The 21728-nt window shown below is 57.3% G+C and carries 17 protein-coding genes; 7 read left to right on the top strand and 10 right to left on the bottom strand.

All coding sequences use genetic code 11. From position 1 onward, the window contains the following. The first annotated feature begins 33 nt into the window (after positions 1-33). Positions 34-1680 carry an ATP-binding protein gene (locus ACL2XM_RS07135; protein ID WP_413732617.1) on the top strand — a complete coding sequence of 549 codons (1647 nt, stop codon included), beginning with the start codon at positions 34-36 and terminating at the stop codon, positions 1678-1680. Further along, the gene (locus tag ACL2XM_RS07130; protein ID WP_410014643.1) at positions 1670-2383 is read left to right on the top strand and encodes a response regulator; all 714 of its coding nucleotides are present in this window, start codon (positions 1670-1672) and stop codon (positions 2381-2383) included. The genes ACL2XM_RS07135 and ACL2XM_RS07130 overlap by 11 nt, the downstream gene beginning before the upstream one ends. Before the next feature lie 38 nt (positions 2384-2421). Here ACL2XM_RS07130 and maeB read toward each other — a convergent pair whose 3' ends face one another. Further along, the gene (maeB, locus tag ACL2XM_RS07125) at positions 2422-4701 is read right to left on the bottom strand and encodes an NADP-dependent oxaloacetate-decarboxylating malate dehydrogenase (protein ID WP_410014642.1); all 2280 of its coding nucleotides are present in this window, start codon (positions 4699-4701) and stop codon (positions 2422-2424) included. Between the two features lie 348 nt (positions 4702-5049). Between maeB and ACL2XM_RS07120 the strand changes: the two genes are divergently transcribed. Both ACL2XM_RS07120 and ACL2XM_RS07115 read left to right on the top strand, forming a co-directional pair. Beyond that, positions 5050-8817 (top strand): hypothetical protein, encoded by a 3768-nt coding sequence (locus ACL2XM_RS07120; protein WP_413732615.1) that lies wholly within the window; start codon positions 5050-5052, stop codon positions 8815-8817. A gap of 24 nt (positions 8818-8841) precedes the next feature. Then, positions 8842-9576: a substrate-binding domain-containing protein gene (locus tag ACL2XM_RS07115; protein ID WP_413723065.1), complete on the top strand. Its 735-nt coding sequence runs from the start codon at positions 8842-8844 to the stop codon at positions 9574-9576. Positions 9577-9623: 47 nt separating this feature from the next. Here ACL2XM_RS07115 and ACL2XM_RS07110 read toward each other — a convergent pair whose 3' ends face one another. The 5 genes from ACL2XM_RS07110 to ACL2XM_RS07090 all read right to left on the bottom strand — a co-directional run bounded on the left by ACL2XM_RS07110 (position 9624) and on the right by ACL2XM_RS07090 (position 14474). After that, positions 9624-10394: an ABC transporter ATP-binding protein gene (locus tag ACL2XM_RS07110; protein WP_410016796.1), complete on the bottom strand. Its 771-nt coding sequence runs from the start codon at positions 10392-10394 to the stop codon at positions 9624-9626. Next, positions 10394-11338: a FecCD family ABC transporter permease gene (locus ACL2XM_RS07105; RefSeq protein WP_413733201.1), complete on the bottom strand. Its 945-nt coding sequence runs from the start codon at positions 11336-11338 to the stop codon at positions 10394-10396. Before ACL2XM_RS07105 ends, ACL2XM_RS07110 begins: the two co-directional genes overlap by 1 nt. A 58-nt stretch (positions 11339-11396) precedes the next feature. Continuing rightward, a complete protein-coding gene (locus tag ACL2XM_RS07100; RefSeq protein ID WP_413731057.1) occupies positions 11397-12416 on the bottom strand; it encodes an ABC transporter substrate-binding protein in 1020 nt (339 codons plus the stop codon). 262 nt (positions 12417-12678) lie between these two features. Then, complete coding sequence (fabF, locus tag ACL2XM_RS07095; protein WP_410014639.1) at positions 12679-13950, bottom strand: beta-ketoacyl-ACP synthase II; 1272 nt, start codon at positions 13948-13950, stop codon at positions 12679-12681. Further along, entirely contained in the window at positions 13947-14474 is a 528-nt protein-coding gene (locus ACL2XM_RS07090; protein ID WP_410014638.1) for a winged helix-turn-helix transcriptional regulator, read from the bottom strand. Before ACL2XM_RS07090 ends, fabF begins: the two co-directional genes overlap by 4 nt. 416 nt (positions 14475-14890) lie before the next feature. Between ACL2XM_RS07090 and ACL2XM_RS07085 the strand changes: the two genes are divergently transcribed. From ACL2XM_RS07085 to ACL2XM_RS07075, 3 genes are all read left to right on the top strand, one after another. Beyond that, positions 14891-15688 (top strand): winged helix-turn-helix domain-containing protein, encoded by a 798-nt coding sequence (locus ACL2XM_RS07085; RefSeq protein WP_413732613.1) that lies wholly within the window; start codon positions 14891-14893, stop codon positions 15686-15688. Next, the gene (locus tag ACL2XM_RS07080) at positions 15688-16155 is read left to right on the top strand and encodes a FidL-like protein (protein WP_410014636.1); all 468 of its coding nucleotides are present in this window, start codon (positions 15688-15690) and stop codon (positions 16153-16155) included. The genes ACL2XM_RS07085 and ACL2XM_RS07080 overlap by 1 nt, the downstream gene beginning before the upstream one ends. A 216-nt stretch (positions 16156-16371) precedes the next feature. Continuing rightward, the gene (locus ACL2XM_RS07075) at positions 16372-17943 is read left to right on the top strand and encodes a diguanylate cyclase (protein WP_413732611.1); all 1572 of its coding nucleotides are present in this window, start codon (positions 16372-16374) and stop codon (positions 17941-17943) included. A gap of 11 nt (positions 17944-17954) precedes the next feature. Here ACL2XM_RS07075 and ACL2XM_RS07070 read toward each other — a convergent pair whose 3' ends face one another. The 4 genes from ACL2XM_RS07070 to ACL2XM_RS07055 form a co-directional block, all read right to left on the bottom strand. Beyond that, on the bottom strand, positions 17955-18716 hold the full coding sequence (locus ACL2XM_RS07070; RefSeq protein ID WP_410014634.1) for a molybdopterin-dependent oxidoreductase: 762 nt from the start codon (positions 18714-18716) through the stop codon (positions 17955-17957). Continuing rightward, entirely contained in the window at positions 18709-19356 is a 648-nt protein-coding gene (locus tag ACL2XM_RS07065) for a cytochrome b/b6 domain-containing protein (protein ID WP_413732609.1), read from the bottom strand. Before ACL2XM_RS07065 ends, ACL2XM_RS07070 begins: the two co-directional genes overlap by 8 nt. 70 nt (positions 19357-19426) lie before the next feature. Next, complete coding sequence (locus tag ACL2XM_RS07060) at positions 19427-20050, bottom strand: hypothetical protein (RefSeq protein WP_413728156.1); 624 nt, start codon at positions 20048-20050, stop codon at positions 19427-19429. A 348-nt stretch (positions 20051-20398) separates the two neighbouring features. Then, on the bottom strand, positions 20399-21532 hold the full coding sequence (locus ACL2XM_RS07055; RefSeq protein WP_413732607.1) for a glutathione-independent formaldehyde dehydrogenase: 1134 nt from the start codon (positions 21530-21532) through the stop codon (positions 20399-20401). Positions 21533-21728: the final 196 nt, after the last annotated feature.

Here is a 21728-nt window from a genome sequence, read left to right as displayed (position 1 = left end):
AGGTAATCATTCTCCCTATGGCCGAAGTATATTATGCGCGCGAGAATCTCATTCCATATAAAGCTTTTTATAAGCCTTATCGTTTTTTTTTCGCTGCTGCTTACGCTGATAGGTATTTATTATTACTACGATCTCGATAAACAACTGTATGCGGAAATCGGTGCGCGGGCTCAGGTGCAGGCGCGGGAAATCGCCATGATCCCATCGCTGATAGATGCGGTCAAAATCAAGGATATAGCCGCAATCGCCGCCCTGATGGACACCTTGGCCCAGCGCAGCGACGCCAGTTATATCGTTATCGGCGACCAGCAGGGGCTGCATTTGTATCATTCGCGTTATCCGGAGCAGGTGGGCAAGTCGATGATCGGCGGGGATAATAGCGAAGTGCTGGCGGGGAAAAATATTATCTCCATTCGTAAAGGCGGTCTGGGCATATCCCTGCGCAGCAAAGCGCCTATTTTCGACAAGCATAATAATATTATCGGCATCGTCTCCATTGGCTATTTGAAAACGCATATCGACACCCTCAGCGCCGGCAAATTGGTTAACATACTGCTGGTGGCATTACTGTTGCTGCTGGCGTTGTTTATCTTTTCATGGTGGTTTTCCAATACCATGAAAAAGCAAATGTTCTCACTGGAGCCGCGGGAAATCGGTTTATTGGTGCGCCAGCAAAAGGCGCTGCTGGAATCGATCTTCGAAGGGGTGATAGCCATTGATAAAGAATACAGGATTGCGCAAATTAACCGGGCGGCAAAATTATTATTATCCCTGTCGGCCACCTCGCGCGAACTGCGCGGCCGCCCTTTGTCGGCGGTAATTAAACCCATCGCTTTCCTCGTTGAACACACCATGCTGGCCGGCGACACCCATGACGAAATATGCCTGTTCAACGACGTCACGGTTATCGCCAGCCGGGTAAGGATCATGCTGGAAGGCAAGTTGCAGGGGTGGGTGATCAGTTTCCGCGACCAAAAGGATATCGATAGCCTGAGCATTCAACTCAGCCAGGTGAAACGTTATGCCGACAACCTGCGCATCCTGCGGCATGAACAGCTGAACTGGACCGCCACGCTTGCCGGTTTGCTGCATATGAAACGTTACGACGAAGCCATCCATTATATTGAAGCACAATCGGAAAGCGCCCAGGAAATACTCGATTTCATCTCCGCGCGGTTCTGCTCGCCGGCGCTGTGCGGCCTGCTGCTGGGAAAATATGCCGGCGCCCGCGAAAAAGGCGTGCAGTTGCTGTTCGACCCGGCCTGTCATTTAACCCGCATTCCTCCCCGCCTGCGCGACACCGAATTAATGTCGGTGGTCGGCAATATCCTCGACAACGCCATTGAAGCGACCCTGCAGCGCGAGGGCGAGCATTACCCGATCGAAGTCTATATCGTTGGCGGCGACCGGGAACTGGTGATTGAAATCGCCGATCAGGGTATCGGCATCGCGCAGGACAACGTCGAACGCATCTTTACGTTCGGCGTGACCACCAAACTTCATGGCGACCATGGCCTGGGCCTGCATCTGGTCGCCAGCTACGTCCACCACGCCGGCGGCGCGATAGAAGTCTCCGCCAACCAACCCTACGGGACGGTATTTTCCGTATTTATACCCGTAACCAGCCTTGCGACCACGGTGGGCCCCCTCACCCCGGATGAACCTTATTATGCAACCTGAAATTTTTGACGTGCTTATTGTTGAAGATGAAAGCTCACTGGCGCGGCTGCATGCCGATTTTATCGATAACCACGACAAGCTCCGGCTGGTGGGCGTTGCCGGTACGTTGAAAGAAGCGCGCGAACAGCTGCTGCAAAAACGTCCCCGGCTGATATTGCTGGATAATTATCTCCCCGACGGCCAGGGTATCTCGCTTATCGACAGCGAACTGCTGCGCGGGCTTGAGTGCTCGGTGATTTTCATTACCGCCGCCAGCGACATGAACACCTGCAGCCAGGCCATCCGCTGCGGCGCGTTCGACTATATTCTGAAACCGGTATCCTGGAAGCGCCTGCGTCATTCCCTGGAGCGTTTTATCCAGTTTGCTTTGACTCAGCGGGCGTTTAAGGTGGTGGATCAGCAAAATGTCGATATCCTCTACCAGCTCCAGTCGAAAACCTTCAGTCAGGAGGCCGGCAGCAAAGGCATCGAGGAAAATACCCTCGGTCTGGTAAAGCAGATATTCAGCGCCGGTGACAGTGATTTACTTTCGGTTGACGATATCGTCGGCCGCACCGGGCTGAGCAAAACCACCGCTCGCCGCTATCTGGAATATTGCGTTGACACCGGGTTCCTCGGCGTGGAAATGCGCTATGGCAATATCGGTCATCCGCGGCGCTTATATCGCCGCGCGCCGCCGGACGCGCAACCCGGCGCGCAGTAGCATAGCCATGGCGCGCCGGGCCCGTCGATACCGCGGGGTTACAATGGTTCCGTCTGCGCCTCCACCACCGCCAGCGCCACCATATTGACGATACGCCGCACCGAGGCCACCGGCGTGAGGATATGCACCGGTTTCGCCACCCCCATCAGCACCGGCCCGACGGTAACGCCTTCGGAAGAGGACACCCGCAGCAGGTTATAGCTGATGCGCGCGGCCTCCATATTGGGCATGATCAGGATGTTGGCCGCGCCCTTGAGCGGGCTGTCCGGCATCAGGTCGCGGCGAATGCTTTCCACCAGCGCCGCGTCGCCGTGCATCTCGCCGTCAATTTCCAAATCGGGCGCCATCTGGTTGACCAATTGCAGGGTCTTGCGCATCTTGCGCGCCGCCGGGCAATCCGAACTGCCGAAACTGGAGTGCGACAGCAACGCCACCTTGGGCTCGATGCCGAACCGCCGCACCGTCTCGGCCGCCATCAGGGTAATTTCCGCCAGTTGCTCCGGCGTCGGGTCGTCATTGACATAGGTATCGGCGATAAAGGTATTGCCGCTGGGCAGCAGCAGCGCGTTCATCGCGCCGGCCACATGCACGCCCTCGCGATAGCCGAAGACCGATTCCACCACCGCAAAGTGCTCTTGATAACTGCCGACGGTGCCGCAGATCATTGCGTCGGCCTCGCCGCGCCGCACCATAATGGCGGCTATCAGCGACGGATTGCCGATCAGCGCCCGCTGCGCCTGCTCGGGCGAGACGCCCTGGCGTTTCATGATCTGGTAATATTCGCCCCAGTACTCCTTAAAACGCGGGTCGGATTCATTGTTCACCACTTCAAAATCCTTGCCGGCGATAATCTGCAGGCCCAGCTTTTGCAAGCGCATCTCGATAACGCTCGGGCGGCCGATCAGGATCGGCAGCGCCAGCTTCATGGTGACCATTTCCTGGGTGGCGCGCAGTACGCGTTCCTCCTCCCCTTCCGCCAGCACCACGCGTTTCAGCTGTTTGCGCGCCTGGGCGAAAATCGGCCGCATAAACAGATTGGTTTTATAGACGAATTCGGTCAGTTTTTCGGTATAAGCGTCGAAATCCTTGATGGGACGGGTCGCCACGCCGGAGTCCATCGCCGCGCGCGCCACCGCCGGCGCAATCTTGACAATCAGCCGCGGGTCGAAGGGTTTGGGAATGATGTATTCCGGCCCGAACGACACGTCCTGGTCGCCGTAAGCGGAAGCCACCACATCGCTTTGCTCGGCCAGCGCCAGATCGGCGATGGCGCGCACGCAGGCCAGCTTCATTTCCTCATTGATGGTGGTGGCGCCCACGTCCAGCGCGCCGCGAAAAATAAACGGGAAGCAAAGTACGTTATTGACCTGATTGGGATAGTCGGAGCGGCCGGTACAGATAATGGCATCGGGGCGCACCGCCTTCGCCAGCGGCGGCAGAATTTCCGGCTCGGGATTGGCCAGCGCCAGAATCAGCGGCCGCGGCCCCATGGTCTTCACCATAGCCTGGGTCAGCACGCCGGGGCCTGAGCAGCCCAAAAAGATATCGGCGCCGGGGATGGCGTCCGCCAGGCTGCGCATGCCGTTATCCTTGATGGCGTAGGCGGCCTTGGTTTCCGCCATGTTCTCTTCCCGGCCCTCGAAGATTACGCCGCGCGAATCGCAAACGACGATATTATGACGCTGCAGCCCCAGCGCCACCAGCAGGTTCAGGCAGGCGATGGAGGCGGCGCCGGCGCCGGAGACCACCAGCTTGACGTCGCTCATATTCTTTTCCACCACCCGCAGGCCGTTCAATACCGCGGCGGTGCAGATGATGGCGGTGCCATGCTGATCGTCGTGGAATACCGGGATTTTCATGCGTTCACGCAGTTTTTTCTCGATATAAAAACATTCCGGCGCCTTGATATCCTCCAGGTTGATGCCGCCGAAGGTCGGCTCCAGGGCGGCGATCACCTCGATAAGCTTATCGGGATCCAGCTCATCCACCTCGATATCAAACACATCGATGCCGGAAAACTTCTTAAACAAAACGCCCTTGCCTTCCATCACCGGTTTGCCGGCCAGGGCGCCGATATTCCCCAAGCCCAGCACCGCGGTGCCGTTGGAGATAACCGCCACCAGGTTGCCGCGCGCGGTATATTTAAACGCGGCCAGCGGATCCCGGGCGATCTCCAGGCATGGCGCCGCGACGCCCGGCGAATAGGCCAGCGCCAGATCGTGCTGGGTGGCCAAGGGTTTGGTCGGGGAAACCTGGATCTTGCCGGGCTGCGGGAACTGATGAAAATCCAAAGCGCTTTGTTTTAGCTGTTCGTCCATTGTAGGATCCCTTGTATTCTCTTAAGACTTGTAAAGGAATGGTTCGACGTTAGATCCCCTCTAGTATAAAGAGCGCGCACAGTCAAACTATGAAGCAAGGCATAGTCTGCATAACATTATGAGACACGTATCACGTCCAGAAAATAAAACACTTTTTCATTATCTATTTCCCTTCAGGGTAGCATAGCCAAAACATATTGGCGGAAAGGCATGATCAACACCCCGGCGCGCAGTCCCACCTGTCCGCCGGGTCTCCTAACCCGTCCGGCGATATCCCGTTGCCGTACTGTTTTACCCGGGACAACTACTATGGATACCTCTTCATGTTTCGCCTTGAGGAATACACCCATGCAAAAAGGACTTTCGCTCACCTCACCTCCCTGTTCTGGTCCTTATCAGTCCGTTCCCCAAGCGGATCAGGCACAGAAAAGCCCTGTGCCTGGGAAAACGGCATTTTCACACCGTCTTGACGTTGCCTCCTGTTCCTCTGAACAGGTTGCCCTGAAATTACCGTCGGATACCCGCCGGCCGGCCGGCCAAACCAGGGCTTACTGGAAGATCTGGCTCGCGGGCGTTGCCGTTCTGGGCGGCGCGACCTGTGCTTACGGCTCTTTTCTTCGCTGGCGGTCGGGAAATATCGACGGCGGCCTGGCAGGCGCCGGCGTGCGGGACAACCTTCTTCCTTACCCGTTAGCGTTGGGTGCGCTAAACAGTACAGACCTGAATAGGCTTATGCCGCTTGCAACGTTGCCTGAGGATACAGCATCGTCATCACGCGGACTTAACCCCTATCGCGGCCATGTTACGACGCGCGGGGACGGGACGTTCGCAGCCGAATTGCACAATAAGAACAAACAAATTATTCGATTTCTCAAGAAAACCCATTATCTGGATAAAGGTAAGAAACCGCATGAATTCAGTAAGGTGGAGATAACCGCCGCGGTTGCCAAATACCTATCTTTCGCGGAGCCGAAGGATAAAAAATCTATCGCCCGGCTGCTGCTGAACGCCGCCAATTTTTATGACGCCCATAAGAACGACACATTATCATCGGAACAAGCCGGCTCAGTCATCGGGCAGTGGCTTTTCGACAATATACTGGGAACATCACCCGATATGGCAATGGCGATAAGTGTCGCTAACGCCAGCTACCCTTTTATGTTTACCATCGACAGCATAAGGTACTTGCTTTCCTCTGAGGGCTTACAAGCGGAAGGGAAAGTGGATTTTAATATCTTGACTGAAACGGACCAGGCGATATTAAAAAACAAATGGGACAGCGAGGTATGCAAACACATCCCCCTATTGACTTATTATGGTCGTGACCCACAGGTAAAACACTTATCCCTGGATGATTTTGAATTCGCCTCGCTGTTCTCCGGCTCATTATTTTTATATGAAAACGGCATAAACCTGGGGGAAACCCATTGGCGCGAGGTGGTAAAAACCGGCGCGCTATTATGGGATATTGCGCTGCGCGACGGCGTCAGCGCGGATATGCTTAAATACTACTCGCTGCCCGCCCTGCTCTTCCAGGCCGTTAACCATCCTGGGAAATTCATTGCCGAGGAGGAGTCAAATTCGTTGCTACTGCGGGCCAGGGCGCTGGACGAATACCGGGCGCACAGAGTCCAGGTAAGGAACGCGCTCGAGGACCTCGACAACAAAATCAACCGCTTTAAGAAAGCCGTAGAACAATGGCTAACGCGGGGGCAGCTTGCCGACAGTATCATTGACCGTTGCCCGCGCGACACTGTTTTTCCTATGACCATCATGGTCAATCCGGCGATGACCCTTGAACAGAGAAACAGTGAAGGCAAAAAGCACGCCAAAGAAGCCTATTTAAACAACGTCTTTGTTCCCTGTAAAACAGCGCCGGAAAGCATTGATAATGAGTATGAAAAGCACACCAATATTGTCGCAGACCGTTATTCCGAGTGGGATGAAATCCTGATCAAAAATGCGCTTGGTTCAGTAGAAAAAACCGACCGTGACTTTATTTTAGCAGACCACGCCATCATTCATCGCCTGCGGATAATACCCTTCTTAAAGGCTAACGCACTTATTCCCGCCATGCGGGATAATGGCGCTGGCCACTATGATTTTGATAATATCAAAGAAGCGGATGTTTTTTCAGTGAGCCTCAGCGGTGAAAAACGCTATTATGCCATGAAGGGGAAAATCGGCATTGGTTATCACATTATGCGGTTTGACCAGCATCTGCCTCATGATGGCAGAAAAGAATACAGTAATTTACATCCGCTTATTGCCTATTTTAACGGAGAGGCTGAAAAAAGCGTCATCAAAAATGAGGACCAAACCAACGACGGCTTGACTGTTTTTATGACAAACAGCCACCGGGAGACATTCTATAATGCCCTTTATCAGTCGGGATATACGCTCTCTGACCTGCAAAAAATATGGGCTGTGGCAAAAAATATCATCCCCTTTTATGACTGTGTTGATGGTGCTTTGAAGCACGATCTTGAAAAAGCCGTTCCCGCCTGTTTGCTGGACGCTGTGGCGTTTTTTACCGTGACTGCGAAAATAGCCGATTTGAGCCAACGATTTGGCGCCAGTATTATCAAAGGGTTGAGTAAAAGCCAAATGGTGTTTGCTGGTAATGCGCTGACTAAAAACACCCTGAAGTCGGCGGGCGCTCAAGTTATCCATCACATCAGGCTGCCAACCGGTAAAGAAAGCACTTCTCTGCTAATAGGCACCCTCAAGGCCGCTGATCCTGGCGTTGACATATTGTCCGCCATAAGCAGCCATTCCCTAAGAAAATTAATTAAACATTTTGAACAATATGGCAAAAAAAACCAGTTTGATAAACTCGTTGATAAACTGAAATTCGCGGAAATGAAAAAGAGCATACCACCACCTGTCAGGCTCAATGAGGGAAAACCGCTATCGTCGCCGGTAAGAGAGCACACCGCGCAATCTAAATCGGGAATCCTGGCTGGCGGGGGACAAGAACAGCAAAAGCTTCAATTTATGTTTAATAATAACCACGGGCACCCACCTCAGCCCGCATGGGCCGACAACCCATTGGTTGATCTGGCTGGCATACCCGACCGTTCCACGTTTATGGCGCCGATGAACCGATTCTATGCTGAACTTTATCCGTATAAATTCGACCATACCCGCGATATTGCCGATGCTATTAAGCAGCATTATGCTTCGCCGACAACTTACCAGTTTGGTTATGGAGAAGATATCTTAAAAATTCCAGCGGAATTTTCTTTGCTGAGAAACCATATCAATCAATTTATTCAGGAAGTGGATCGAGCCCATAGCCATGCGGCGTTTGTTAAGGACAAGTTCCATAGGACAACGATGACACTGCCGGAAGGCATTATGCAATATCCTGAAAAAAATCCAATAAAATGTTATTTATCAAAGGTTTTGAAAACCGATGATCCGTCCATTATTTTCCAGGCCATGACCAGGCTGAGATATCACACCGAACAGATTGTAAAGTACTTCGAAACCACCAAACAAAGCATCATTTTCGCCACTTGCTCCACATCGGCGCGCCCCTACGCATATCGCGCCCAAAGTCCCATGGGATTTACTTATGCGGACGATATAAAAAGCAGGGTAATCATTATGGTTGATAATTTTTATGCCGCGCAGCCCCTGAGCACCCTACCCCGCCACACCGTGCTGCATGAAGTTTCACACCATTCCGGTTCATTAGATTTCTTGATATCACCCTCTACCAGCAGAGTGGGAGATGCCAGTGAGTTTATGGAGAGTTTTGATGATGCGCTAAACAACCGCTGTACAAACTACGTTAATATTGAGGATGATTTTGCCAGGGCATTCAATTACGATCGCGGCAACATGGCCCTGGGTAAGCAGCAGATTCGTGAACTGCTGCTTAGGGATCCGATGTTGAAAGCAAATGCTGTCATGGATAATGCCGATTTTATAGCAAGATTTCTTACTGATATAGCTGAGAATAAGCCTTTTGATTATGATTATATCAAGCCAAAAAACAAAAGAGCGGCTGCGCAGATGCCAGATAATATAAGGTTAGACGCTATGGTTTCTTTTATTTACAGAATGGCCATGAATAGCATATATAATAGCGATCCAGATGCTACATAAAGCAAGCCTATTAATGGGAAAACCATGTCACCATTGATTGTATTGGCCGCCGGCAGTCTGCGCCCGGCGCTAACGCCGCTGCTGGCCCGTTACCGTACCGTTGCCGGCCAACAGGTGACGGTGGAGTTCGGCCCCGCCGGCCTGCTGTCCCGGCGCATCGAGGCGGGCGAGCACTGCGATCTGTTCGCCTCGGCCAATACCGGCCATCCCGCCCGGCTGCGGGAAAAGGGGTTGGCGCTGGAGGTCCGGCCCTTTGCCCGCAACCGGTTGTGCCTGACGGTAAAACGCGGACCGCGCACCGACGGCGCCGACTGGCTGGCGCTGTTGAGCGATCCCGGGTTGGTTATCGGCACCTCCACGCCAGGCTGCGATCCTTCCGGCGACTACGCCTGGCAATTGTTCGATACCGCCGCCGCCCTGTTGCATACCGGCGCGGACCCTCTGAAACAGCGCGCCCGGCCGCTGGTGGGCGGCGCGGATACCGCGCCCATTCCCGCGGGCGAGCTGGCCGCCGGGTGGATTATCCGCCGTGGGCTGGCCGATATCTTTATCGGCTACGCGCATTACGCGCCAAGGCTTGAACAGGATCCGACGCTGCGGGTGGTCGTTATCCCGGACTGCCATAATGTCTTCGCCACCTATGCCCTGGCGCTGCGTTCGGCGCCGGCCCGCGCGCTCGCGGACTTTATTCTTTCGGCGCCGGGGCAGTTTTTTTTGCGCCAAGCCGGATTCCTGTCCCCCTGCGCCCCCTTGTCCTGAGCGCGACGCAGGCGAGACAATCGCCATAGCGCCCGCTTGGCGCAATCTTATGACGCCGCATCCGGCCCGCGCAGGTCAAACAGCGGAGCCAGGACCCGATGTTGCCGGCCCCGGTCATCAATATCTATCCCCTTGACCACGATATCGTAGGCGCGTTTCAGGTTTTCTTCGCTTAATACCGTACGCGAGGCGCCGTGCAGCCACTCCCGCTCCGGCAACAGCAGCACGGTATTATCGGCCAGCAGCGACGCATGGCAGGGATCGTGGGTGGTAAACAGCACGCTGACGCCATGGCGGCGGGCCAGCCGGCGGATCAGGCGCATCACCGCCTGCTGGTTAAACAAATCCAGCGCCGCCATGGGTTCATCCAGCACCAGCAAATCGCTGTGGGTCGCCAACGCCCTGGCGATCAGCACCAGTTGCTGCTGTCCGCCCGACAGCGACAGGTAGGCGCGCGGCGCCAGCGCCGCGATTCCCAGCATCTCCAGCGCCTCACGGGCCATGGCTTCGTCCCGGCGCGAGGGCATCTGCAACAGCCCGACGTGGCCCGCCCGTCCCATCAGCACGATATCAAACACCCGGTAGGAAAAGGCCGGCGTAAAACGCTGCGGGACAAAACCAATACCGCCGTGGCAGCGGATATCGCCGCTCAGCGCGGGCAGAATACCGACCAGGGTATGCAGCAACGTGCTCTTGCCGCGCCCGTTGGCGCCAAGGACGGCGCAGATCTCGCCGGGCGCGCAGGCGAAGTCCAGCGGCCGGAATAACGGCTCCCCATGACCGAATGCCAGGCCCCGGGCATTGAGCGTAGCGCCGATCATTGCGTTCTCCCGCGGCTGTCGCGGATCAGCAGCCAGGCAAACAGCGGCGCGCCGAGCAGCGCGGTAATAATGCCCAGAGGGATTTCGGCCTGGCTTAGCGTACGCGCCACATCGTCCACCAGCACCATAAAGGCGCCGCCGAGCCAGAACGCCGTGGGCAACAGGCGCCGGTGATCGGCGCCCACCAGCATGCGCGCAAGGTGCGGGATCACCAGCCCAATCCAGCCTATACTGCCGCTGACCGCCACCTGCGCCGCCGTCAGCAGCGCGCACAGCACCAAGACCAGGCGCCGCAGGTTAACCACCGCCATGCCCAGCGCGCGCGCATCGTCGTCGCCCAGGGAAAGAATATTGATGCGCCAGCGCAGGCGATACAGCAGCACACCCGCGCCCAGTACCGGCGCAAACAGCATCAGCAACTTATGCCAGCTGGCGGTGGCGAAGCTGCCCAACAGCCAAAATACGATACTCGGCAGCTTTTCCTCGGTATCGGCCAGATATTGCAGCAGGCTGACCAGCGCGGCAAAAAAGCCGCCCAGGATAATGCCCGCCAGGATCAGCATCAGCCGGTTTTCGCGCCCCAGGGTGGCGGCAATCATATACACCAGCAGCAGCGCCAGCAGGCCGAAGAAAAAGGTGGAGGCCATCAGCAGCAGCGGCGCGAGGCCAAGCAGGATAGCCAGGGTGCCGCCAAACGCGGCGCCCGCGCTGACGCCGATAATATGGGGATCCACCAGCGGATTATGGAATACCCCCTGCAATGCGGCGCCGCACAGCGCCAGCGCCCCGCCCGCCAGGCAGGCGGTAAGGATGCGCGGCATACGGATGGTCCAGATAACCTGGTAGTCCAATGTTCCCGGCTGCAGGGGATGGGCCAGTTGCTGCATGACGCGCAGGGGCGACAGGCTGAACTGCCCGATGCCCAAGGACAGGAAAACCATGGCGATCGTCAGCACCGCCAGCAGCCAGGGGGCCGCGGCGCTAAGCTCTGGCTTCGCCCTAGCCGGCATCGGGACGCGGCCGCCACGCCATGCGGTAAAAATGGCGATAATAGGCATCGGCCTGCTTATCGATATCCACATCGGCAAAACGCTGCGGATAGAGCTTTTTCGCCATCCAGAGCTCGCCGACGGCCAGCGCCTCCGGCATCGGATATCCCCAGGCCTTGGCATATTCCGGCATCAGATAGACCCGGTGATGTTTAACCGCGTCGACGGATTGCCAGGCCGGATCGCCGTTAATCTGTTGCACCACCTCAGGATAGCGGTCCTGGACAAAAATCACCTGCGGATCCCAGGCCAGCACCTGTTCCATCGACACCTGCTTAAAGCCGCTGATGCTGGCGGCGGCCACGTTCAGCGCGCCGGCGTGGCGCATCATCAGGCCGGTATACTTGCCCGCGCCGTAAGTGGTTAACTCCGGGTTGGCCATATAAACGCGGATACGCTTATCGGCGGGAATGTCCTTGAGCCGGTCGTCGGTACGCGCCCGCGCGCTAAAGGTATAGTTAATCAGCGCCTCGCCCTGATCCCGGCGGTTTACCACCTCGGCTATCAGCCGGATACCCTGGCGCAAGCCCTGGTTGTATGCCTCTTCCTCATCCGCCATGGCGGGATTGAGCTTGCCCTGTTCCCCCGGCTGATCCTGGCGTAACGACACCGCGATCACCGGGATCCCGGCGGATTCTATTTGCCTGATCATTTCCGGCGGCGCGTAATTGGCGACAAACACCACCTGGGGATGCAGCGCCAGCAGGCTTTCGATATTCACCTGATTAAGATCGCCGGGCATCGGCAGGGTCGCCAGGCGCGGAGCGAAGCGGGCAAAATCCGGTCCAAGCTGCTTTTTCCAGCTCGACAGCACGCCGACCACGTCGTCCGCCGCGTCCAGTTGCACCAGCAGGTTCAGGGTTTGATGTTGCAATACCACCACCCGGTCCACGCGGTCGGGTAGCGTAACGCTGCGCCCCAGCTGATCGGTGAGGGTCCGCGCCGCGGCCGCGCCGGCGCTGGCTGCCATCGCCAGGGAAAGGAGGACTAACGTGAGGAAAACGCGTAAACGTGCTGCTAAGTGAGACATAATAATCGCTATGGGAGGAGGAATTCGATGTGTAATGAAATATATAACGAGTGCCCCGATTGCACAAGAACCTAAGAGCGGCGCCACGCCGGAAACTCACGCTCCCGGCCGGCAATCGGAGGCGATATCAAGCGCGTCACGCGGCGCCCCTGATGGCGGGAAACAACGCTTTCCCGCCCTGCCGGACGGGAAAGCGACGCAATCATTCCCAGCGTTTTAACAGGATGCTGGCGTTCACGCCGCCAAAACCAAAACCATTGGACAGCGCATAGGTCATGGCCACCGGTTCCGGCTCGCCGCGCACCAGATGCAAACCCGCCGCCGCCGGATCGGGATTGTCCAGGTTAAGGGTGGCGGGCACGATTTGGTCGCGCAGCGCCAGCACGGTAAAGATGGCTTCCAGGCCGCCTGCGGCGCCCAGCAGATGCCCGGTGGCCGATTTGGTGGAGGTAATGGCCAGTTCGCTGTGGTCGCCGAACAGGTGTTTTACCGCGTTGATCTCGCCCAGATCCCCCACCGGCGTCGAGGTGGCATGGGCATTCAGATGCCGTACCTGCGCGGGGGTGATACCGCCCTGGCGCAGGGCGATCTTCATCGCCCGGTAGGCGCCGTCGCCGTCTTCCGCACCCGACGTCATATGGTAGGCATCGGCGCTGGTGCCGTAGCCGATGATTTCCGCCAGCGGCGTGGCGCCGCGCGCCAGCGCGTGCTCCAGTTCTTCAACCACCAGCAGTCCGGCGCCTTCCCCCATGACAAAACCATCGCGGTCGCGATCGAACGGACGCGAGGCGGTGGCGGGAGCGGCGTTGAAATGCGTGGAAATGGCCCTGGCGGCGGCAAACCCTCCCAGGCTGACGGTATCGATGGCGGCCTCGGCGCCGCCGCACAAGGCAATATCCGCCTCGTCGTTGCGGATCAGGCGCACCGCGTCGCCAATAGCCTGCACACCCGCCGCGCAGGCGGTAACCGGCGCGCCGATCGGCCCTTTGAACTGATGTTTAATGGAAACATGGCCGGCGGCCAGGTTGGCGAGAAACGACGGCACCGTAAAGGGCGACAGCCGGCCCGGACCGCGATTATCCGAGGTGCGCACCGCGTTGGCGATAGCCGGGAAACCGCCGATGCCGGTGGCGATAATGGTCGCGGTGCGTTCTTTCTGCTCATCCGTGCTTGCCGTCCAGCCCGCCTGGCGCAGCGCTTCATCGGCAGCCGCCATAGCGAACAGTATAAACCGGTCCATTTTCTTCTGGTCTTTCGGCGGCACAAAACGGTCCGGATACAGGCCGCCTTCCGGGTCTTGTTCCGGGTCGGGAACCTGGCCGCCGATTTTCACCGGCAGTTGTGCAACCATCGCCTCCGGCAAGGGGCGGATGCCGGACTGGCCCGCCAGCAGGCGCCGCCATACGGTTTCTGTACCGCAGCCTAAAGGCGATACCGCGCCCATACCGGTAATAACGATTCGACGGTTACTCATAAAAATTCCTTGTGCGGATATGCATCATGATGGTTTTGCTTTTCCTGTCTTGTTTCCAGCCGCCGCTTTATGCTTTCACCAGCACGCGGCCCGGCGGCAATTGTGACGTTTAGATGGGTGAGCGTCTCGCCGGTATCCCGGTCGACGAGCACCGGCGCGACTTTCCCGGCATGCCGGCGGTTAACAGGCACGATGGCGATATCCTCCTGCGCCAGGGCCTGGTTGCCCCATTGCAGCAGGGTCAGCAGTACCGGAAAAAACGCCTCGCCCCGTTCGGTCAGTAAATATTCAAACCGCGCCGGACGCGTGCTGTAGGCCTGTTTGTATAAAATGCCGTTGCGCACCAGGGTTTTCAGCCGGCGGGTAAGCATGGTCGGCGACAGACCCAGGCTGCGCTGAAATTCATCAAACTTGCTGAGTCCCTGGAAGGCGTCGCGTAAAATCAACATGCTCCACCATTCCCCCACCAGCTCAAGCGATTGCGCGATGGGGCAATCCATCGCGCCGATATTGGTTTTTTGCATGGCTGAACGCTCCTGGTGCCCCAAGCCGGCCCGTTTTGCGCAGGTGACTACCATAATTGTAGCCTTAGGGGAAGTCACTCTAGCGTACAAGTGTACGCTGAACAAGTCCGATCAGTGCGGGTCATTGGTTTGCGCCGCCGCGCCGCCGGCAGCTTTTTATGCGCATGTTTACGCCATTTTTGGCGATTAACCCTGTTTGTGTTGTTTTCCAGCGGTATTAACCTTTCCATTTATCGCAATAGCTATAATTCCGCACAGATAGCCACCATGATTAAATTAATTTGCCGCAGGGAATATATAAGTTTTTTTTATCGACCCGGCCTATTACTGGCTGCGCTTTTATTTATTTTATTTCAGTACATATATTGATAGCGGCTATAAGTATTGGCGCACTGTCCATCGGCATGGAGAAGGCAATGAAGTATCTGATCAACGATCGCATTGTATTTAATACGCTGGAATATCGTTTATCCTTATTAGCGGATGATGAAACGGCGGTCAATCTCTCCAATACAGCCGGGCGCGTATTAGAAGCGCTTATTATTTCCCATGGCAACGGAGATACCGTCAGCCGGGAAGATTTATTTGCCAACGTCTGGGAAAAACATGGCTTATCCCCCTCCAACGGTAATTTAAATCAACAGGTCAGCCTGATCAGGAAAGCGCTGATCGCGCTTGGGCTGGAGGCCTCGGCCATCGTCACCCTGCCTAAACGCGGACTTAAGCTAAACGATCGTTTGGCTATCGCCGTATATGATCAATCGCCGGATCCCGCATTGGACACACCCGTTGCCAATGATAACGGCGGCGGTATGGAGACCGCCGCCCCGAAGACAGATCATTTCACTAAAGAACTTATGATAAATTTATTTTTAGCACTGTCGATTATTATCACCGTGTCGACTACCTATGTCTATTTCAGGCAAGACGACAGGCAGCCTCTCTATTTCTTTAAGAATATTGATTCATGCAATATTTATACCTTGCGTCCGATAAACGACCGCGAGCGCCCGGATCTGGCCGCGCATATCCAGCGGGCCATGGCGGGAAATATTGCACGCTGCGACGCCCATGACAAGGTGCTGTTTTCCCGTACCGCCGCCACGATAAAGGACGGCATCAACCGCCGTACTTTCCTGGCGAAATGTGAACAGGAGGCTGGCGGTAAACTCACCGGTTGCCTGAATTTCTACTTTTATAACTGGGACGTCTGATGAAAAGAATCTGGCTTATCCTGGCGTTGCTCCTGTTATCGCTTACGCTGTTTTACCGCAGTCATTACCGCGGCGGTATTTCCGGCTACCAGTGTTCCGCCCTGATGGTTTATCGTTCAGCCATTCCCGCCGGATCGTTAACCTACACGGTGGAAGCCAAAATGTTTTTTACCAGTCCGAGCCAGGGTTTTTATGCCCTTAACGGCACCCTGGCCCATGACGATCGCCTCTATAACCTGCACCGGAGCCGCTTTTTTAGTTACCGGCAGCAAAACCAGCAGGGTTTATATGAAATAACCATTACCCGCGAAATTGTCTCCACGCTGGATAACGCCCCCGACGGTATCGCCAGCCCGGTGCTCCTGCCGGTAGGCGCATCCCTGTTGCCCAGCTTTAGGCGTATCGATAAAAACGCCATCCTGGTCAGCCTGCTGTATTCGCCATTTTTTATCTGTGCGAGTGATTAAGCATCATTATCAATTTACCCGGCCTGGATTGCCGCCTGCGGCGCCACAATCCGCCCGCGCCGCGGCGGCGGCGAATTAACGCCGCCCTATCTTTGACTAACCGGCCCGGAAGATAAATACTTCTAATGCAATCCGGCCGCGTGACGCGCCATTGCCGCGGCGGCCGGTTGTCCCGTCCCGTTACCGAGAGTCCAGGTATGCCATTGATATAACCTTATGAGAAAAAGCAGATATGCCGGTTCTCCCCGGCCAGATAATCAGACGGCGCCATCGCCTGGGCGCCCCCGCTTTACCCTGCTGTTTGAATTGGGCGCATCCGCCGCGCTGCTGATCGTCGCCCTGATAGCCATTAACGTCTGGCATCTCTGGCAAACCTACCAGTCGGCGCTGGCCAAATCCCAGACCGCCACCATGAACCTGACCCAGGCGCTGTCGCAGCATGCCAGCGATACCTTCGCCCAGGCCGAAGCCACGCTTGATGAACTGGCGCAACAGATCGCCGCCCTGGGCAGCGGCGCGGCGCAGTTGCCCAGGCTGCATCAGCTTTTCCAGCAAAAAACCGCCGGGTTAAAGCAAATCAGCGCGCTGTCGCTGTTTGACGCCACGGGCCAGATGATCGTCACGGCGGCTGAGCGGTTGCCCGCCGTCAACGGCTACGCCGACCGGGATTATTTTATCTATCACCGCGACCATCCCGAACTGACCCCGCGCATCGGCAAGGTTATCCGCAGCCGCATGACCAATGCGCTGATCGTGCCCATCTCACGCCGGCTCAACCATCCCGACGGCAGTTTTGCCGGCGTACTGCTGGAAAGCATTATGATCGATCATTTTCGCAGCTTTTATACCCGGTTTATGATAAGCGATGATTCAACGTTAATGATGCTGCTCGACAACGGTACCGTGCTTTACCGTCACCCGTATAATGAAAAAATCATCGGCACCACCATCGCCGGTTCGCCGCTATACCGGGATAATATCCGGCAGCACCGCTCGGGTATCGTCAACAGCGCCCTGGGAGCCGATCCGGCGCAAAAACTCTATAGCTATACGCATCTCAAGCAGTTCCCGGTGATCGTCACTACCGGTCTGTCGCTGGATCAGACCATGGCGGACTGGCGCCAGGACGCGTTCAACCATGTCGTGATGACGCTTATTTTTATCGCGATGATTACCGTGGTCAGCCTGGTGCTGATGCGTCAGGCGCGCGCGCGGATGCGCGCTGAGCAACAGCTCATCCACGCCCAGCAGGAGCTGCGCAAGTTAAACCGGTCGCTGGAGCGGCTGGCGCGTTCGGACGGACTGACCGGGCTTTACAACCGGCGGCATTTTGATCTGTCGCTGGACAATGAATTCCAGCGCGCGCTGCGCACGCAGCAGGTATTGGGCATCATTCTGCTGGACGTGGATTATTTTAAACAATTTAACGATCTGTACGGCCATGTGGCCGGTGATAATTGCCTCAAGCGTATCGGGCACACCCTGAAAAACCTGCCGCTGCGTCACCGCGACGTGGTGGCGCGCTACGGCGGGGAAGAATTTATCGTCCTGCTGCCCGCCACCGACCGGGACGGCGCCCTGGCGGTGGCGCGGCGCATCCAGCAAGGGATCGTGGCGTTGAATATTCCCCATCAGGGCAGCCCGGCCGGTATCCTGACGTCCAGCCTGGGCGTTTTTGTCGGCCTGCCGGAGGCTGGGCAGGACACGCCCAGCCGGCTGGTGGTCAAGGCGGATTCGGCCCTGTACCAGGCAAAACGCCAGGGACGCAACCAGATTTGCCAGGCCTGATGATCCAGGCGTCAAATGCCGCTGAACCAGTTATACCCCTGATCTTCCCAATAACCGCCGGGGTTGGTGTTGCCCACCGACAGGGAAACGATATGCTTGGCGTTTTTAAAGCCCAGCTTGGTCGGTACCCTGAGCCTGAGCGGGAATCCATAGGCGTCCGGGAGTGCCTTGCCGGCAAAATCCAGCGCCAGGGTGGTTTGCGGATGCAGGGCGGTGGCCATGTCGATACTGGAATAATAGCGATCGGCGCAGCGGAAGCCGACGAAGCCGGCGCGCAGGTCCGCCCCGACCCGTTCAAGAAAGGTACGCAGCGGCACCCCGCTCCACTGGCCGATGGCGCTCCATCCCTCAATGCAGATAAGCCGGGTAATCTGGCTTTGCCGCGGCAGCGCCCGCAGTGTATCCAGCGTCCAGGGCCGCTTATCGGCCACCCGCCCCGACACCTCCAGCCGATAAGTGGAGAGATCGATTTCCGGCACATTATATTCGGGATAAAAAGCATTGAAGGGAAACGGGTTGGCAACCTGATCCGCGCGATAGGTTTGCGCCAGGCGCTGCCCGCTGAACAGCCAGCCCTGGACCCGGTCGTTCCAGCGCGACATGGCCCAAAGCACCTTATCCACCTCGTCGCCGTCCTGCAGGTTACAGCCGGTAAGCAGGGTCAGCGCGCCCAGGGTCAGGCCGGAGCGCAGCAACAGACGCCGCTGCAAACGATAAAGCGCCTTCTGCTGCGCCGGTTCGAGCTTTAATCCGCTGTTTGATCTGTTATTCATCCTGCGCATCCCGGGGCGAACGGCGTATAACGCCGGTGATCATGGGCCAAAAGGTGGACGGCACGGCGATCACCATCGCGACATGAACCACGGCGAATAACACTATGCCGCTCATGGCGAAAAAATGCACATACCGCGCCCGGTCGAAGCCGCCAAACAGCGCCGCCAGCCGGTAAAGCTGTACCGGCTTCCACATGGACAGCCCGGAAAGGACCAGCAGCAGCCCGCATGCCAGGGCAAACCAGTAAAAGGCCTTCTGAATGGCGTTATAACGCCCAAGCCGGTGCGCCAGGCGCAAGGTCAGCGCCAGCTTAACGTCGCGCGCCAGCGTGCGCGGCGTCAGCGGCAGGAAGTCGCGGCGAAAATGCCCACTGCCGATCCCCCACAGAATATACAGCAGGCCGTTTGCCGCCAGCGCCCACATCACCGCCAGATGCCAGGCGATGGCGCCGCCCAGCCACCCGCCCAGGGTGAGGACGCTGGGAAAGGTAAAGGCGGGAAAAATCGGCGAGGCATTGTAAATGCCCCAGCCGCTCATCAGCATGGCGCACAGTATCGGCACATTCAGCCAGTGCATGATGCGCACCGGGACGCGGTGCCGGCGTATTTCGGTTAACGACGGGGAAGTATATGGGTTCACTGGCGCTCCAGGATCGGCCGGTTAACAGGCCGGGCGGCCACGCCGCCCGGCCTGAAACACGCATCGGATATTACATGGGAGGCACGGTGCCGTTAACACCGGCCACAATACGCGCCGCCACGACATGATCCGCGCTGCCCGGCGCCGGGAACAGGATAATATGCGCGCCGGGTTTCAACAGCGAGCGATCACCGGGTGACAGTGTCACAACAGGCACATCATCCGGCACCACAACCTTTTTTTCGCCGTTCTGGTACTTCACCGTCATGGTGCGTCCGTTGGCATTTACCAGCGTGCCCACGGTGCCGTTGGTCATGGTGCCGACCTGGCCGTCGGATCCCTGCCAGGGCCGGAACCCTTCGCCGGAACCGCGCAGCGACGGGTCGAACACATGGACTTCAAGGGCTTTTAAGGTGCCGTCCGGCTGCGGCGCCGCGGCGGTGCCGATAAAGCTATTCGGTTTAATATCGCTGATTTTACCCTGCGCCACCGCGGAAATGGTGGTTTTGTCATTCAGGGTGGCGGTGACCGCCGCGCCCTTGCGATCGGTAAACTTCAGCTGGTCGCCGCTGAACTGCGTCACCGTGCCCCGCACCGCCATCGGTCTGGCGGGGGCGTCCGCCGCCATGACGGCGGGGGCGCACAGCGTAAGCATGCCCAGCAGCATGCCGGATAAAAGGGTATAACGAGCCATGAACGTCTCCTGTTCCAGTTTTGCGGCCTGTGGCGCGCCGGATATAACATTTTTTATACGACTTTATAACATTACGCGCGTTTTTGACATTTGGCTTGGGCAAAAAACGCTTTCGCGGCGGGAAGATGTTGAAAGATATTTCAGCATGAACGGCATCAAGGCCTGGCGCAGACAGAATAAAGCGGCGGCAGGGCATGGCGGCAAGACGATTAAAAGCGCGTGACCAGGGCGCGATGCATGGCTCACATCCTGTGGGCCATCCCGCGGGCCAACGCCTGCGGCGTTGTGCTAAAGCGCTCCCGAGTGTCGTGGTATGGCTCACCTCCCTGTGGGCCAACGCCGTATCATTCAGGGTTTGAGGATGACTTTGGTCCAGCCCTCGTCGCGATCGTCAAAATGCTGGTATGCCTCCGGCGCCTGCGCCAATTGCAGGCGATGGGAAATAATTTGTGACGGTTTCGCCTTGCCCTGGTGAATCAGGCGCGCCAGCTGACGGTTATAGGCCTTGACGTTGGCCTGGCCGGTGCGGATTTGCTGGCCTTTAAACCAAAAGCTGCCGAAATCGAACGGCATTTTACCCTCTTTGGCCAGCTCCTGGCGCGCACCCGGATCCTGCGGAACAAATACCCCCACCACGCCGATGCCGCCGGTGGCTTTGGTGGAGGCCACCAGGCTGTTCATGGTAACGGAGATATCCTCATGGCCGTGTTTATCGCAACACTGGTAGCCGACGCACTCGCAGCCGCAGTCGGTGCCGCGCCCGTCGGTCAGGTTTAAAATTTTCTCCACCGCCGCGTCGCCGACGCCGTTAATGGCCGTGGCGCCGAGTTTCTCGGCCAAGGCCAGACGGCTTGGGTGGGTATCCACCACAAACACCTGCGACGCGCCCTTGATGATGGCCGAATGGGCGGCCATCAGCCCCACCGGGCCGGCGCCGTAGATGGCGACGCTATCGCCCGGACGCAATCCCGCCAGTTCCGTGGCATGCCAGCCGGTGGGGAAAATATCGGACAGCATCACGTAATCGTCCTCTTTCTCCTGCGCGTCGCGCGGCAGCACCAGACAGTTAAAATCGCCGAAGGGCACGCGCAGCAACTCCGCCTGACCGCCCTCATAAGGCCCCATTTCGGCAAAGCCGTAGGCGGCCCCCGCCGAACCGGGGTTGGCGGTCAGGCAGAACCCGGTCAGCCCGCGTTCGCAGTTTTCACAAAACCCGCAGCCGATGTTAAACGGCAGGCAAACATAATCCCCGACCTTGATGCGCTCCACCCCCGCCCCGACTTCAATAACCCGGCCCAGGTTTTCATGTCCGAAAATACGGCCCGTTTCAAAGCTGGTGCGGCCTTCATACATATGCAAATCCGAACCGCAGATATTGGTGGTGGTGATGCGCACCAGTACGTCGGTTGGCTTGATGATTTTCGCGTCCGGCATATCCTTCACCGCCACATCGCGTGGACCGTTATAAACGACTGCTTTCATGATTTCCTCCGGAACATGTCACTGTGATTGGGGGCAAAATGGTTTCTATCCGCATGCTTAACGGATAGACCAAAAGCCGCCGGGGCGCTATTAATGATGAATTTTTTTACACAAAATACCGTGGCGGATCGCTATGACAAGCGAGGCGGGACGTGCGTTAGAGTGAGATGACCTGTGGCATAAAGCGCTGAATAAA

Source organism: Sodalis sp. RH20 (assembly GCF_047324205.1).
GTDB lineage: Bacteria > Pseudomonadota > Gammaproteobacteria > Enterobacterales > Enterobacteriaceae > Acerihabitans.
This window is presented reverse-complemented; position numbering and strand designations above follow the sequence as displayed.

What these genes read in the sequence shown, in the direction of transcription:
- ACL2XM_RS07105 (WP_413733201.1), bottom strand. Translation starts at nt 11,338, where the DNA reads ATGGTTTTCCTGTCCTTGGGCATCGGGCAGTTCAGCCTGTCGCCCCTG.
- ACL2XM_RS07055 (WP_413732607.1), bottom strand. Translation starts at nt 21,532, where the DNA reads ATGAAAGCAGTCGTTTATAACGGTCCACGCGATGTGGCGGTGAAGGAT.
- ACL2XM_RS07080 (WP_410014636.1), top strand. Translation starts at nt 15,688, where the DNA reads ATGAAAAGAATCTGGCTTATCCTGGCGTTGCTCCTGTTATCGCTTACG.
- ACL2XM_RS07120 (WP_413732615.1), top strand. Translation starts at nt 5,050, where the DNA reads ATGCAAAAAGGACTTTCGCTCACCTCACCTCCCTGTTCTGGTCCTTAT.
- ACL2XM_RS07070 (WP_410014634.1), bottom strand. Translation starts at nt 18,716, where the DNA reads ATGAATAACAGATCAAACAGCGGATTAAAGCTCGAACCGGCGCAGCAG.
- ACL2XM_RS07130 (WP_410014643.1), top strand. Translation starts at nt 1,670, where the DNA reads ATGCAACCTGAAATTTTTGACGTGCTTATTGTTGAAGATGAAAGCTCA.
- ACL2XM_RS07115 (WP_413723065.1), top strand. Translation starts at nt 8,842, where the DNA reads ATGTCACCATTGATTGTATTGGCCGCCGGCAGTCTGCGCCCGGCGCTA.
- ACL2XM_RS07090 (WP_410014638.1), bottom strand. Translation starts at nt 14,474, where the DNA reads ATGCAAAAAACCAATATCGGCGCGATGGATTGCCCCATCGCGCAATCG.
- ACL2XM_RS07075 (WP_413732611.1), top strand. Translation starts at nt 16,372, where the DNA reads ATGAGAAAAAGCAGATATGCCGGTTCTCCCCGGCCAGATAATCAGACG.
- ACL2XM_RS07100 (WP_413731057.1), bottom strand. Translation starts at nt 12,416, where the DNA reads ATGGCAGCCAGCGCCGGCGCGGCCGCGGCGCGGACCCTCACCGATCAG.
- fabF (WP_410014639.1), bottom strand. Translation starts at nt 13,950, where the DNA reads ATGAGTAACCGTCGAATCGTTATTACCGGTATGGGCGCGGTATCGCCT.
- ACL2XM_RS07085 (WP_413732613.1), top strand. Translation starts at nt 14,891, where the DNA reads ATGAAGTATCTGATCAACGATCGCATTGTATTTAATACGCTGGAATAT.
- maeB (WP_410014642.1), bottom strand. Translation starts at nt 4,701, where the DNA reads ATGGACGAACAGCTAAAACAAAGCGCTTTGGATTTTCATCAGTTCCCG.
- ACL2XM_RS07060 (WP_413728156.1), bottom strand. Translation starts at nt 20,050, where the DNA reads ATGGCTCGTTATACCCTTTTATCCGGCATGCTGCTGGGCATGCTTACG.
- ACL2XM_RS07135 (WP_413732617.1), top strand. Translation starts at nt 34, where the DNA reads ATGCGCGCGAGAATCTCATTCCATATAAAGCTTTTTATAAGCCTTATC.